The sequence below is a fragment of the Rhizobium aethiopicum genome (assembly GCF_014197535.1).
Taxonomy (GTDB): Bacteria; Pseudomonadota; Alphaproteobacteria; order Rhizobiales; family Rhizobiaceae; genus Rhizobium; species Rhizobium aethiopicum_A.
Genome location: NZ_JACIFV010000011.1, coordinates 23,260 through 37,172 on the forward strand (window position 1 = coordinate 23,260; position 13,913 = coordinate 37,172).

The window sequence follows — 13,913 nt, forward strand, 5'->3', positions numbered from 1 at the left end:
GGAATTGAACAGGAGATCGATGACCGGCTGGATCGGCGCGGTAGGGCGGGACGTGCCATTCGACGTGGCGGCCAGCGAAACGAACTTCGGACTGCTCGTCTGCGCCGATATAGAGGAGAAAATCGTCAGGGCTGCCGTCGTGGTCCCGTCAGAGGCAAAAGGCGATGCCTTCTTGACCGTGGTGCTCGTGGTTTTGCCCTGGCTCGTGGAATTTTCGGACTTTGGATCGGAATTGGCGTTTAGCCGGAGAAATGAAACCGTATCGATATCCGAAGATGCTGGTGCGATCGATGACATGCGTTCCCTTTGATTTTCTTTTTCCGCTTTTCGCGGATGACGTCGTTTACCTTACGTTAGGCATAAGATCGACCTTTGCGTGATAATTCAAGCCCGATCGGACATCGCGGTTGCATAAAATGCAGCGGCCTCGCGCCTGGAGATCAAAAATCACATTTTTACCGAGGGGTCGCAGGGTATTTCCCAGGCTGTGGCGGTCATCGTTGCCGCCCCTCTGCCTCTACCAGATGAATGACGGGTCTGGCCCAAATTCGAGATGCACGGACTCGCCGGTGTAGCGTTCAAGCTTCTCGTTCAGCTGCTTTTCCATTTTGTCGAGCTTCTTCACGCCATTGGCCATATCCCACAGACCAAGCGCCAGCCCGACGGCCGAGGCAACGAGGCCGGTGACCAGTCCGGCCGCGGCAAGGCCGGTTTTGGCGGCGCTGCTGAAGATGGTCACGACTTCCGGCGCCACCGTTCCGAGTCCGGAAAAGGCACGGGACATGGCATTGGTCAGATAAAGCATCGCCTCGGAGAAACCGATCAGCGCGTTGCCGGTACCGGCAATGCCGCCGATTATTTCGAGCGCGCCCTTGGCGCGGTCGCCGGCCTTCATCGACCGCGACGCCGAATAGAAGCCGAGGCCGGCCATGGCGAGGCCGCCGGCCGCGCCGAGGATCTTGCCTGCCGCTTCCATCGTCTTCGGCGAGAAGTTCATCGAGATCCCCTTGCCCCAGCTGCCAGGCTGATTGCCGAAGGCGCTGAACGGTTTGCCGGCAACGTCGAGGTTCTTGCCGAGCCCCTCCATCGTCATGCCGACGATCTGTGTCGCCGAGCCGACCGCAGCGGCGATATCGGCCGGCGTCCACTTGCCGCCGACACCGAGGCCGTGCGCCACCAGCACGCTCGACATCGTCAGCATCTGCACGGCGTGCATCAGACCGGCCTTGTACACTTCGGCATCGATGCCGGCAGGTGTACGGGTCTGGCGCGGCAGGTCGAGCGAATCCTTGAAGGAGGCAAGCGCGTCGTCGAGCTTCATACCGCCGCGCACCATGCGCAGAACGCCGTCGACGTCGCGCGCTATATCCTGCGCCAGGTTCTGCTTCAGCGTCTCGCCGCCATCTGCCGGGCCGTTTTTGCTGATGAAATCCTCGGCGAAGGTGTTTGCCAACTGGCTGATGGCGTCATTCGTTGCGCCGGGCACAAATGTGTCATCCGGACCCGACAGCAGCGGCTCGAGATCGACACCCTGGCCGTCGCCGATATAATGTTCCTTGACGATGTTCGAGAAGGTGACGTTCGCGGCGTCGAGATGCGCGTCGATATAATCCTGGGGCAGGAGATCGACGAGCGTGTTGAGTTCGGAATAATAATCCTTCAGGGCATCTTCGAAGCTCTTGCCGGCGCTCAGCGCCCGGTCGATCGCCTTGCCGCCGCCGATATCGATCAGATAGGCGTCTTCGATGTTGGTGAGCAGATCGGAATTCTCCGGGCTTTGCAGATATTCCTTCATGCCGCTCGCGAAGATATCCGAGAGATGCTGCTGCGTCGCCGGATCGGCCGTCAGCTTTTCGATCCGCGCATCGAGGTCCTTGCCGACGCGCTCGCCATCGGGCACGCTGTCGCCATACTGGTTCATATAGCCATTGAACTGCTGTTTGATCTCGATGAGATCGTAGAGCACCGTCGCCTTCTGTTCCGGCGTCAGCTGGTCGAGGTGGTCCATGTTGTCGGGCGCGACGAAATTCCGGTTCACGTCCTTCACGGCGTCGCCGAGAATGCCGTATTTGAGTTCGTCGAGCTTCTTCAGCGTCGGCTCATAGGCGGTCGACGGAGCGTAGCCGCGCAGCACCTTGCTTTCCAGGATGTCGTTCTCGTCGATCGGGCGCTCCACGACCGGCTCGATGGCATCCGAGCCCGACATGACAAGGTCCATCTTCTTGAGGCTCGATGTCAGATAGTCGCTGTCGATATAGGGCAGATCGAGATTTTGGACGGTCTTGCTCCAGCCATTGTCCGTGGTGGCGAACATACGCTCGGCGATCCAGGCGTCACCGCCGCTGCCGGCGAAGAAGCGCCCGCGATCTGAGCCGTTGGCCGCAATGCCCTTGCCGGCCAGCCCGGTGCCGATCATGATTGCCGCCATGACGTCGTTGAACGAATAGCTGGCGAGATTGCTGGAGGGTAGCGGCGAGACGCTCTTGTCCCACTCGGCATTGGCCGGGAGCTTCGAGACCAGGCTGGCGCCCATGACGAGCCCTTCGAGCGCGGTCTGTACCGCGTGGCGGTAACCCCAGACTTCCTTGCCGCCGGGAGCGCTCAGACGCGAGGTCAGGCGCTCCAGAAGGCCGCCAAGATCAGCCTGACTGACCTCTCCGGCGCCTACCTTGTCGAGCAGCGGACCGAGAAGCGCCTTGACGTCGGCCTTGAACTGATCGCGCACCGCGGGGCTGTCTCCCCCGTAAAACTGCTTGGCCATCGCCTGGATGGTCGGGTTGAACAGGTGGGTGATGTTGTTGGGAACGGTGCTGCCGAATTCGGAAGCGGCAACCTTTTTCAAACCGTCCAGGTCGATCTTGAGATCGTTGCCCGGGTCGGTTTCGGGCGTGCTCACCTTTGCATCGACCAGGATCGCGGTGGCGCCGCTTTTGCTCTGGGTAAACCCGACGAAGCCCCGCGCAGCGGAGATGTCGAGTGCCTGCCCGTTGCCGCTCGGCGCGATCTTGCGTATTTCGCCGGCGTCGATGGTTTTTGTCGATGCAGAACGGCCAGTCACGTCTTTCTGGTCGAGGTCCACGACCAGGGTTTCGACCTCTTTCGATCCGCTGCCAACACGTTCCAACATGATTTCGTCACTCCTGATCGACGGCCGCACCCTGAACGGAGGCCCGGAAAGCCTCGTTAGGTCAGAAGTTTTTCAGTGATATGACAAATGGGTGCTATCGGAGCGGCAAAATTGAACCATTGACCCCCACATAGCGCTTCCAAATTATACCGCAGTACAAATGCTGGTGACACCGCAGTCGCCAAGGTGCGGCGCAATAGAGCACGCTACCGTAGGGAATGCGCTCACGAGACAGATCAAAGTCGGTCCTCGGGCTCGGTTTTCAGACTGCATTGTCCGGCAAATCGGTATAAGCCGTCCTCTCGAACAAATCAGGGGACAACATGGAAACCGTGGAAATCAGCAGCCGCAGCGACTTCGGCCTTTGGGCAATTGAGCGGGCGCGGGAAATCGTAACGTCCGAGGGAACTGCTTTTGCGATGGCCGCTCGCGATATGGACGACGAGGCGCTTGCAAACGCTGCAGCCGCGCTAGGCAAGGCCATCAGCGATGCGATGGTGGAAGTGTTTGACGGCCTGATAGATGAATCGTGATTGTGAAGAGACAGCGGGTCACTGACCGATAAAAATTGGTCAGCACCGTCCGGGCTCGCCGTCTTCCCCTCTCATTGCAAACTGTCAGAAACTTGCATATAATTCTGACAAGAGAAATGCCATGCAAAAGCTGACATAGCAAATCATGGGACATGCTGAACGACTGCCGGAAGGACCGCGCTTTCGGCAAAGAGTTTTTTGCATCTCGGAAATCGAGCCGCCCTGGATCAGGCTCTGTCGCGCCTGGCCGAGCGTGGCGAGCTCGTCCGGGCGGGCCGTGGTATCTATATGCGGCCCGTCAAAAGTCGCTTTGGCAGTCGGCCGCCGACGGTCGAACAGGCCGTAGAGGCGGTGGCGCAGCAGCGCGGTGAGGTCATCGTCTCGATGGCGCCGCCGCGGCAAATGCCCTGGGCCTGACCTCCCAGGTCCCGGTCCGCTCCGTCTACCTGACATCCGGCCGTAGCCGGACGATGACCCTTGGACAGCAGACGGTCGAGCTCAAGCACGTGCCGCGCTGGCAATTGGCCTTGGCCGATCGACCTGCTGGCGTGGCGGTCCGCGCACTTGCATGGCTTGGGCCGGAAAGGGCCGATGAAGCACTGTCGCGGATCAAGCGAAAGCTGCCGCCAAACGCGTTCGGCGAGCTGGTGGCGGCGGCTCCGCAGTTTCCGACCTGGCTTGCAAGAAGCGTAGGAAAGGCTGCGCATCGCTGATCTGTTTCTGACCTTGTCAAAGGATAACCGACGCGAAGCCTTGGCGGTGGCGGCCGACCGCACCGGACGGCCCATTCATCTCCTCGAAAAGGATGTCTGGGTCGTCTGGACGCTGCAGACGCTCTTTTCGTCCAAGCTCGGTGAGCATCTCGTCTTCAAGGGCGGCACCTCGCTTTCGAAAGCCTACGGTGTCATCAAAAGGTTCTCCGAGGATGTCGACCTGACCTACGATATCCGCGCCCTGGCGCCGGACTTGGTTGGCGACAATGACGAAGCACTGCCGAAAACCCGCAGCGAGGAGAAACACTGGACCAGCGAGGTGCGAAAGCGGCTTCCGGTCTGGGTGGCGGGCTCGGTGGAGCCGGTTATGGCGCGTTGCGCGTTCAATCTCTTCCGGCGGCAATCCGCCTCGAGGACGATACGCTCTACCTCGACTATGAAGCGGTGAGCAGCGGATCCGGCTATGTCGCCCCGAGCGTCATGCTCGAATTCGGAGCGCGGTCGACCGGCGAGCCGGCCAGTATCCGTCGACTGTGACGCGTCGGGCCAGGTTGATGGTGTCGAATTTCCGAAAGCGAGTCCCCGCGTCATGCACGCGGAGCGGACGTTGTGGGAGAAAGCGACCGCCATCCATGTCTTCTGCCTGCAGGAGCGCCTTCGCGGCGATCGTTTTGCCCGCCACTGGCATGATGTCGTCCGGCTGGACGATGCTGGTTTCGCCGACAAAGCATCCGCGGATCGGCAACTCGCCAATGCCGTGGCGAAACACAAATCCATGTTTTTTGCGGAAAAGGCGGCCGACCGCTCGCCCATCGACTACGCCGCAGCCGTCAACGGCAATCTGGTTCTGACGCCATCCGGAGAAGGTCTGCGTGCGCTCGGCGAGGATTACGCGCGCATGGTCGACGACGGCCTGCTGCTCGGCGATTCCGAGCCGTTCGAGCACCTGATCGAGCGATGCACGCAAATTCAGGCGCATGCCAACAAAAGCGACGCGTCAAAATAAGCAATTGCCGGCCCACAGCCGCACCCTGCCCATTACTGTGAGTGCCCTGTCACCGACGCGGTTTGGCTTCGCGCCAATTATAAGGCGTTTGCTCGTGGCAGGCACCCTTGATGTGATGAGAGTGAAGCTCGGACCCGGTTATTCCGGCTCCGGCCTCGGCGAGGATGTGGCCAAATACCGCACGGGTGCGGGTTCGTTTGAGGAAAGTTGCGCCACGTAAAATGAAGATCCGGTGTGTTTGCAGTGAAGGCATTCAAATTCCCAATTTCAATCTCGCCGGAAGCCCGAGCAAGCTCAAAATCGCTGACGCGAGAATCGACACGGATGTTCCACTTGCCGCAACGGCACGTTCTCGCGCCAAGTGCCGTCCTCCCACTGGCGCGCCGCACGCTTGATTGGCTCTATTCCCGCAGGGGGGGTCGACAAGACGAAGGTCACTTCTTGGCGTCCAGCGGATCGACGTCGCCTTTCATCAGGAAGGCCGCAATCTCGACAGGGCCAGCGCGCGCGGGCGTGACGATGATTTTTGCCATCGCCTTGTCTGAATGAAGATGCATCGAAGCCGGCTGTGCTGCCGCAGCGATAGGCGCGCGGTGGCGGCGTGAATCGCCAAGTTGCCGCAACGGCCAGCACGAGGAACTCGACCAACGTCTCGGCGGCGAAATAGCGGAAGGTGCATTCCGGTAAACCACGGCGATCGAAACTTAAATCCGTCGCAATCTTCTCGACACTCACGTAGCATGAGCCTCGCGAACAAACGCCGCCACGCCACTATGGCAATTTCACTTCTCCTCCTCGGGATGAAATGGGACCATTCCTGAGGCGCTCTATTCCATCTCGAATACGGAGGATCCGGCATGCCTACGGTGTTGTTCAGACACGACCTCGCTTAACGATGTACTGAAGATTGCAGTCTACACGAAGCACGTTGCAGGCAGTGCTATGAAGTGTTCGCGGAAGATGGTTCGAGGTCTCGTCGGACGCTCTGTCGCGGCGAGCGCGGGACGTGTCTGATGCCCTCGATTTCAGTGAAGAACCATATTTCACGTGTTGCCCACCTGCCGACAACTTCCACCATCGCAAAAATGCACGTCCGCCTACCGAAGCTGAACGCTAACGATCCCCAAATGAGCTCAAAGATCACCTGTCGGCGGCGGCGGCGGAATTGGACTGATGAGGTGAGGGCACAGATTCTTGCCCACAACGTTCTTCAACTCGGCCCAATCCGGCGATATGTTCCCTCATCCTGGTTTCAGGCATGCCTTCAAGGCCCTGTCGGCTCGACACTTGGATTTTACAGGCGCCTGGCTGCTGGCCGACTGCCGCGCCCATTCCGTGATGATAAAAGTATTGTGCCGTGTTGGGTTCTTCACAAATATGTCCAGCACCCGACGTAGTTCTCTGCTCGGAAGCGGTTGAGGTCTGCGCCTTGACGCCGAAGATGGCCCTCTACAAGTTGGGTGACAATGTCCCGAGAGTTCTGCTCGCATTGGTTAGACGGGCAGGCTGGCTCTTTTATGCGTAGCGGCGATCTCGATGAGATTCAGCGTCAATCAGGATGAGACTCGCGCCGGGGTGTGACGGAGTGAGGGCGTAGCCCGATCGTAGTCATACCCCGGCGTGGCGCAGATTTTCGGCGTCTCATGATCGCGGTCGGTCCGGTACATTTGCGGTTTTCTGGATTGGAGAACCAGTTTGTGCCGGGTCGCCATTTAACCGATCATCAGATGAGACTCTTCATGAAGTACCGACAAACGCATTCCGTAGAGGTCGCCGCGTCAAAAGCGTCGATCAGCCGAGCCACGGCATACCGCCTCGACAAGGAGGTACAACTGCCTTCTCAGAGCAAAGCGCCGCGCGGACGCCGCCGCCCTGATCCCTTAGAGCTGATATTCGAGACCGAAGTCGTCCCGCTCCTGAAGGCCGCACCCGGTATCCGTGCCGTCGCTGTCTACAACGAGATGCTGCGCCGACATCCAGAACTCTCTGAAGGTATCCGCCGCACGCTTGAACGACGCATTCGGTCGTGGCGTGCTGTCCATGGCGAAGCGCAGGGGGTCATCTTCCGCCAAACGCACGAGCCAGGCCGGTTGGGCCTTTCGGATTTTACCGACGCCAGCGGTCTTGGTGTGACCATCGCCGGCCAGCCGCTTGATCACCTGTTCTATCACTTCCGGCTTGTCTGGTCGGGCTTCGAACATGCCCATGTCATTCTCGGCGGCGAAAGCTTTGTCGCGCTGGCTGAAGGGCTTCAAAATGCCCTGTGGTCCGTGGGAGGTACGCCGCTTTATCATCGAAGCGACAGCCTGTCGGCGGCATTCCGCAACCTCGACGCCGATGCCAAGGTCGATCTCACCCACCGATACGATCAGCTTTGCTCCCATTATCGAATGACGCCGACGCGCAACAACAAAGGCGTCGCGCATGAGAACGGCTCTATCGAAAGCTCCCATGGCCATCTCAAGAACTCTGTTCATGACGCCCTGCTGATGCGGGGGGCCAAGGAATTCGACGACCTCAGTTCTTACCGCGCCTTTGTCGATGACATCGTCAGCCGTCGCAACGCTGCCCATGGCAAGCGCATTGATGCTGAGCGATCCCATCTGCAGGCGCCGCCCGAGCGCCGGACCACGGACTTCGAAGAGATTGTCGTTACGGTGTCCCGGACGGGCGGCTTCACCTTGCGCAAGGTCTTCTACACCGTGCCATCCCGCCTGATCGGCCACAGGTTAAGAGTTCGCCTGTTCGACGATCGGCTGGATGTCTTTGTCGGCGGTACGCATCTGATGACGTTGCGCCGAGGACGCGGCCATCCCGACGGCCGACACGACCAGGTCGTCAACTACCACCACGTCATCCATTCCCTGCGCAAAAAGCCGATGGCGCTCCGCGGCCTCGTTTATCGCGACAAGCTCTTCCCGCGTCAGGAATATCGCAAGGCCTTCGAAGCCCTCATCGAGCATCTTCCCGACAAGCAGGCTTGCAAGATCACCGTCGAACTCCTGGCGCTCGCGCATGACCGTGGTTGCGAACGCGAACTTGCCGAAGAATTGGCCAGGATACTCGATGCTGGTGACTTACCCAATCTGGCTACCATGCGAGCGCTCTTCGGTCCGGATCCAGCCAAGCTGCCGACCGTTCATGTGCAACTCGCATCGCTCAACGGTTATGAGGCCCTGATCGGGACGGGAGAAGCGGCATGAAGAACGCCCACGTTATCGATGAAGCACGCCTCGGCATCATGCTCAACGAGCTCCGGCTGCCGACGATCAAAATGCTGTGGCCACGATTTGCCGAAGAGGCGGACCGGGAAGGATGGCCGGCAGCTCGCTTCCTGTCGGCTATTGCCGAGCACGAGCTGGCAGAGCGTGCCAATCGCAGGATTGAACGGCATCTCGCCGAAGCGCACCTGCCGCCCGGAAAGACCTTAGACAGCTTCGCCTTTGACGCTGTACCCATGATCTCGAAGGCGCAGGTCATGGCAATCACCGCCGGCGACAGCTGGCTTGCCAAGGGAGCTAACATCCTCATGTTCGGTCCGCCCGGCGGAGGAAAGAGCCATCTTGCTGCTGCCATCGGCCTTGCGCTGATCGAGAACGGATGGCGGGTCCTGTTCACCCGGACCACCGATCTTGTGCAGAAGCTTCAGGTCGCCCGAAGGGAACTGCAGCTTGAGTCTGCCATCGACAAACTCAACAGGTACGACTTGCTCATCCTCGATGACCTCGCCTACGTCACCAAGGACCAGGCGGAAACAAGCGTGCTATTCGAGCTGATCTCGGCACGATACGAGCACCGGTCGATCCTGATCACCGCCAACCAGCCGTTCGGAGAGTGGAACCGGGTCTTTCCCGACCCTGCCATGACACTCGCAGCAGTCGACCGGCTCGTGCACCATGCCACGATCTTCGAGATGAACGTCGAAAGCTATCGCCGCAGAACTGCGCTTGAGGAAAAACGCCAGCGCGGCCGACCGGCCTCGTTTGCGACAATCAGGACATCAACGCTGTCTGTCGCGGAGCGGCAATCAGAAAACGACGAAGAACTTGTCAGCGGCAATCAGCATGATAATTTGATCCCGACCGCGACCTAAGAATCTCATCCAGATTGTCGCAAGCGTCTCATCCTGATTGCCGCGCTATTAGCTATTTTGCATCGATGGGCAGGCTCAAGGTTCTCTTGGAAGTCAGCATTTAGCTGCCTCACCATGGCGTTGAATAGGCTGAGTCGACCAAAGTGCTGCGCCCATTACCGAAGATTGCGATGAGGCATCAGCGTCCTTCAGCAATCTTGCCAAAGAATGCAGGCTTGCGAGATCGACGTGCGGAACCGCCAGGCTGCGCCAACAACCACTCATTGATCGGTCGAACATCCACGATGGGACCTCAAGAAGTCGACCAGAAGAAGAACCAGAAAGGCTGCAGCGGAAATATGCTTCCCTTTGGACACCGCCTCATGCACGTGAACGGGTTGCCCGGACCAGGGATGCCACGGATACAAAAGCTCGCGAACCTCGGTCCCGTGGGTGTTCTGTCGTCGTGTTGTACAACCATTTCCGGCCGCACTCATCGCTCGGATACCAGACCCCGGCCGAGGCTCTAATTGTGAGCTTTCGGGAGGTTGTCCATTCAAAGCGGATTTAGGAGACTGGAGCTATCACACCTCGAGTCGGAAGGATCGCCGCGAATGAACATTCATAAGAATGCCCGACTGACGCCGTTGCGCCGGGAACAAATGGCGCTTGCTGTTATCGAAGGGCATCTGACCCAGGCTCAGGCAGCACAGGCCTATGGCGTCGCGGCCAAGATCGTCGCCCGTTGGGTCGAGCGTTTCAAGGCCGGTGGTCGAGAGGCGATGCTCGATCGTTCCTCCCGACCTCATGCCATGCCCCGGCAGACCAGTCAGGCGCTGGCGGAGCGCATCATCACGCTTCGCCGCCAGCGCCTGACTGGCAAGCACATCGCGATCGAAACCGGTGTATCTGCAGCGACGGTGAGCCGGGTTCTCAAGCGCGCAGGCCACTCCCGCCTCAAGGATATCGAGCCGGCCGAGCCTGTGCGTCGTTATGAACGCCAGGCTCCCGGCGAGATGATTCATATCGACATCAAGAAGCTCGGCCGGTTTCATGAGGTCGGCCACCGCATCACCGGCGATCGCACTCGCCAGAGTTCGCGCAGAGGCAAGAGTTGGGGCGCCGGTTGGGAATGCGTTCATGTGGCCATCGACGATGCCTCTCGCATCGCTTTCTCACAGATATTGCCGGACGAGACGAAAGAAAGCGCCGTGGCCTTCTTGAAGGCGGCATTGGCCTATTATGCCAGCCTCGGGATCGCGGTCGAGCGCGTCATGACCGACAATGGTCCCTGCTACACATCAAAGCCATTCGGCCAAGCTTGTCGCGACAACGGCCTCAAGCACGTTCGCACCAGACCATATACGCCTAAAACCAACGGAAAGGCCGAACGCTTCATCCAGACCGCCCTCAGAGAGTGGGCCTACGCCGTCGCCTATCCCAACTCGGACATGCGCGCCGCCGAACTGCCACGATGGCTTCATCGCTACAATTGGCACAGGCCTCACGGAAGTCTAAACTCAAAACCACCAATCACTAGGCTCGCTCTTACCCAGGACAACCTGTTGAGGCTCCACATCTAATCGCCGCCGGATGAAAATTCAGTGGCAGGTCACTTCTTCCATCCCTTGGTGTCCACCTATTTTGGTGGACACCTCATGCCAAAGCTCACTCAATTGCAGAAGGTGCGGGGAAAATCGCGCTTACGATCGTTCAGAAAACATTGCCTGTTTTTGGAGGCGCAGGCGGTGTTTCGCCATGCCATTAACCAAGTACCGGTTTTGAAGCATTCTCTCACTCAACTCACCCAGCTTCACCGCCAAAACTGCATACGTTGGAACTCGACCACTGCCCAATGTGGTCATTGATTTGCGGCCCATTCAGAGCGCCAAGACAGCGCCCTTTTGCGTGACAGTTAAACTCAAACGGATGTCGGTGGCCGAGAACCCAGCCATCACTGCAAATTCCCCCGCCTCTATCCGCCAACGCCGCTCGGTCGTGTCGAAGAAGGCAAATGTTCGGGCGTCAAGTATGAAACGCAACCTTCGTTTCTCACCGGGTTCCAGGGCAATTTTCGAGAAGGCTTTCAGCTCTTTAACCGGTCTGGGTATAGATGCTTCAACATCGCCGACATAGATTTGCACCACTGCCGAACCTGGCCGCTCGCTGATGTTGGTCAATTCCAGTGTCACTGTCACCGCGCCGGCAGCGTCTGGTAGCCCTACCGTCAGGTCCGACATCGCAAAGCTTGAATAACCGAGACCATGACCGAACGGGAACAGCGGCTTAATGCCGTGGCGGTCGTAGTGCCGATAACCGACGAACACACCTTCGTCATATCGCACATGGCCGTCCTTACCTGGATAGACGGCGTCATCCTCAGTATGTGTGGGGTTGTCAGCCCAGCGCACGGGGAAGGTCTGTGCCAGTCGGCCCGAGGGCTCGGCCTTGCCGAGGAGCACATCGGCGATCGCGTTGCCAGCCTCCTGTCCGGGATACCAGCATTGCAGTACTGCACGAGCACCGGAAAGCCAGGGCATTTCCACCGGTCCACCGGTTTGTAGTACGACGATCGTGTTCGGATTGGCCGCAATTACCGCCTCAACAAGCTGGTTCTGCAGACCGGGAAGTGCAATACCGCGAAGATCGGAGCCCTCGGTATCCCAGTCGCCCGTTCTGCCCACGAAGACTACCGCATGATCAGCCTTTGCCGCGACGGCTGCTGCCTCGGCAATCTCCGCTTCGGCCGAAAATCTGCCTATTCCTACCCGAATTGCGGCGATATAGAGGTTGACGTGGTCGTGCCGGGCGTACTCGGCGACGACCTCGTATGTACGGCCGGCTTCGAGCGTGATTTCACCCACGACCTCTTCGCAGCCTTCTTCAAAGAATGTGGTACCACGTATCCAGGAAGCCCAAGCGTCCACCACAAGTCTGCCGTCCACATAGACCCGGCCAAGCCCGGCCGAGGTTAGTCCGACGCGATAGACGCCGGCTTCCGAGGCTGTGAAGATGGTGCGCATTCTAGCCGAAAAGCGAAGGGGATCGACAAAGCCCTCGGCCACGGGGGGCAACCATACACCAAGGCTCGACGGTTCCTCGACGACCTTCACCGGTTCGCCAGCTAGCTCCCTTCCTTGGAAAAACTCGAAGGTTGTGGGGTTTTCGATTAGCGGCTGAAACCGATAATTGTTGCAGCCCTGAGCGTAGCACAGATTCTCCTCACCCAGCGCGTCCACCAGCCCCTGCCACGGACTGATGACATAGTGAGGGTTCAACTGCGCCGAGCCGCCTCCCATCACCTGCGCGACCTTGGCATTGGGTCCAATGATGGCGACCATACCTTGCTGAGCCAATGGCAGGATCCCGTCATTCTGTAGCAGAACTGCGCTTTCCGCTCCCGCGCGCCTGATCAATGCCCTATGTTTCGGTTGATCAATGGCGTACTCCTTAAACTCGCGATGATCGTTGATAGCGCCGGTGCGTTCCATCAAAGTCAGGATATTGCGCACACAGGCGCGGATCGTCTCGACACTAACCTCGCCGCCTTCGACCGCAGCCAGTAGCTTGGAGCCGCGATCGCGAGTCGGGCCCGGCATCTCCAGATCCAGCCCGGCATTCACGGTGGGTGCGGTCGAACGCGAGCCGAACCAGTCCGACATCACCACGCCGTTAAAACCCCAGTCACCGCGCAGAACCTCGTTCAACAGCCAATGGCTTTCCGCCGTGTAAGTACCGTTTAGCTTGTTATACGAAGACATCACGGCCCAGACCTTTGCCCGCTTCACCGCCGTCTCAAAGGGTATCAGGTAGACTTCGCGCAGCGTGCGTTCATCGATATCTGAAGAGATGGTTGTACGTTCAATCTCGGACTCGTTGCCGACGAAATGTTTTATCGTGGCACCGACTTTCGTGGACTGCAGACCTTCGATATAGCCGACTGCAAGTTCCGCCGTCAGGATCGGATCCTCAGAGAAGCACTCAAAGTTGCGGCCGTTTGTGACGCTACGCTGGATGTTAACGGTGGGGGCTAACGAGACGTGGGCACCTTTTGAAAGAACCTCGTCACCTAGGGCACTGCCGATTTCCTTGGCTAGATCCGGGTTCCAACTCGCTCCGATGGCGATGCCCACCGGGAAAGCCGCTGCAGTCACACCTCCGACAAAAGACCCCGCCCCGCGGGCGCCGTTGGGGCCGTCGGTCAAGCGCAATCTCCCTATCCCTAGGCGGTCGATGGGCGGTAAAGACCAGAACGTATCGCCGGAAAGTAGCGAGACCTGCTCCGCCAAGGTCATATTATCGAGCAATGCTTTCTTATCAATCATCTTCTCTGCTTCTTGAATCTCAATACTTACCTGTCCCAGATCAACATCTCAAGATGCATATCGGGGAAGCTGGTGATCTCGGCGCCATGGAGCCGTCCATCCATAAAAAGGACGCCCGTTTGTTCATCAAGGCGTCG

At 59.0% G+C, this 13,913-nt stretch carries 8 protein-coding genes and 2 pseudogenes; 8 read left to right on the plus strand and 2 right to left on the minus strand.

Annotated features, from left to right (window positions below; translation table 11 throughout):
• Nucleotides 1–19: 19 nt before the first annotated feature.
• Complete coding sequence (locus GGD53_RS31750) at nt 20–310, plus strand: hypothetical protein (RefSeq protein WP_004672580.1); 291 nt, start codon at nt 20–22, stop codon at nt 308–310.
• 207 nt (nt 311–517) lie between these two features.
• Here GGD53_RS31750 and GGD53_RS16305 read toward each other — a convergent pair whose 3' ends face one another.
• Nucleotides 518–3,127: a hypothetical protein gene (locus GGD53_RS16305; protein WP_011053319.1), complete on the minus strand. Its 2,610-nt coding sequence runs from the start codon at nt 3,125–3,127 to the stop codon at nt 518–520.
• Nucleotides 3,128–3,450: 323 nt separating this feature from the next.
• On the opposite strand from GGD53_RS16305, the gene GGD53_RS16310 reads away from it, so the two are divergent.
• The 7 genes and pseudogenes from GGD53_RS16310 to GGD53_RS16335 all read left to right on the plus strand — a co-directional run bounded on the left by GGD53_RS16310 (nt 3,451) and on the right by GGD53_RS16335 (nt 11,034).
• The gene (locus GGD53_RS16310) at nt 3,451–3,660 is read left to right on the plus strand and encodes a hypothetical protein (protein ID WP_004672578.1); all 210 of its coding nucleotides are present in this window, start codon (nt 3,451–3,453) and stop codon (nt 3,658–3,660) included.
• 145 nt (nt 3,661–3,805) lie between these two features.
• Nucleotides 3,806–4,373 (plus strand): annotated as a pseudogene (locus tag GGD53_RS16315) (DUF6088 family protein).
• Nucleotides 4,366–5,379, plus strand: a pseudogene (locus GGD53_RS16320) (nucleotidyl transferase AbiEii/AbiGii toxin family protein). Before GGD53_RS16315 ends, GGD53_RS16320 begins: the two co-directional pseudogenes overlap by 8 nt.
• Nucleotides 5,380–5,473: 94 nt before the next feature.
• Entirely contained in the window at nt 5,474–5,599 is a 126-nt protein-coding gene (locus GGD53_RS32140; RefSeq protein ID WP_257784634.1) for a hypothetical protein, read from the plus strand.
• 1,477 nt (nt 5,600–7,076) lie between these two features.
• Nucleotides 7,077–8,582, plus strand: a complete 1,506-nt coding sequence (istA, locus tag GGD53_RS16325; protein ID WP_040111705.1) for an IS21-like element ISRel5 family transposase — start codon at nt 7,077–7,079, stop codon at nt 8,580–8,582.
• A complete protein-coding gene (gene istB / locus GGD53_RS16330; protein WP_004672573.1) occupies nt 8,579–9,472 on the plus strand; it encodes an IS21-like element ISRel5 family helper ATPase IstB in 894 nt (297 codons plus the stop codon). The genes istA and istB overlap by 4 nt, the downstream gene beginning before the upstream one ends.
• A gap of 593 nt (nt 9,473–10,065) precedes the next feature.
• On the plus strand, nt 10,066–11,034 hold the full coding sequence (locus GGD53_RS16335; RefSeq protein ID WP_004673777.1) for an IS481-like element ISRel2 family transposase: 969 nt from the start codon (nt 10,066–10,068) through the stop codon (nt 11,032–11,034).
• 297 nt (nt 11,035–11,331) lie between these two features.
• On the opposite strand, the gene GGD53_RS16340 is transcribed toward GGD53_RS16335, so the two are convergent.
• Complete coding sequence (locus GGD53_RS16340) at nt 11,332–13,776, minus strand: beta-glucosidase (RefSeq protein ID WP_004674391.1); 2,445 nt, start codon at nt 13,774–13,776, stop codon at nt 11,332–11,334.
• Between the last annotated feature and the right edge of the window lie 137 nt (nt 13,777–13,913).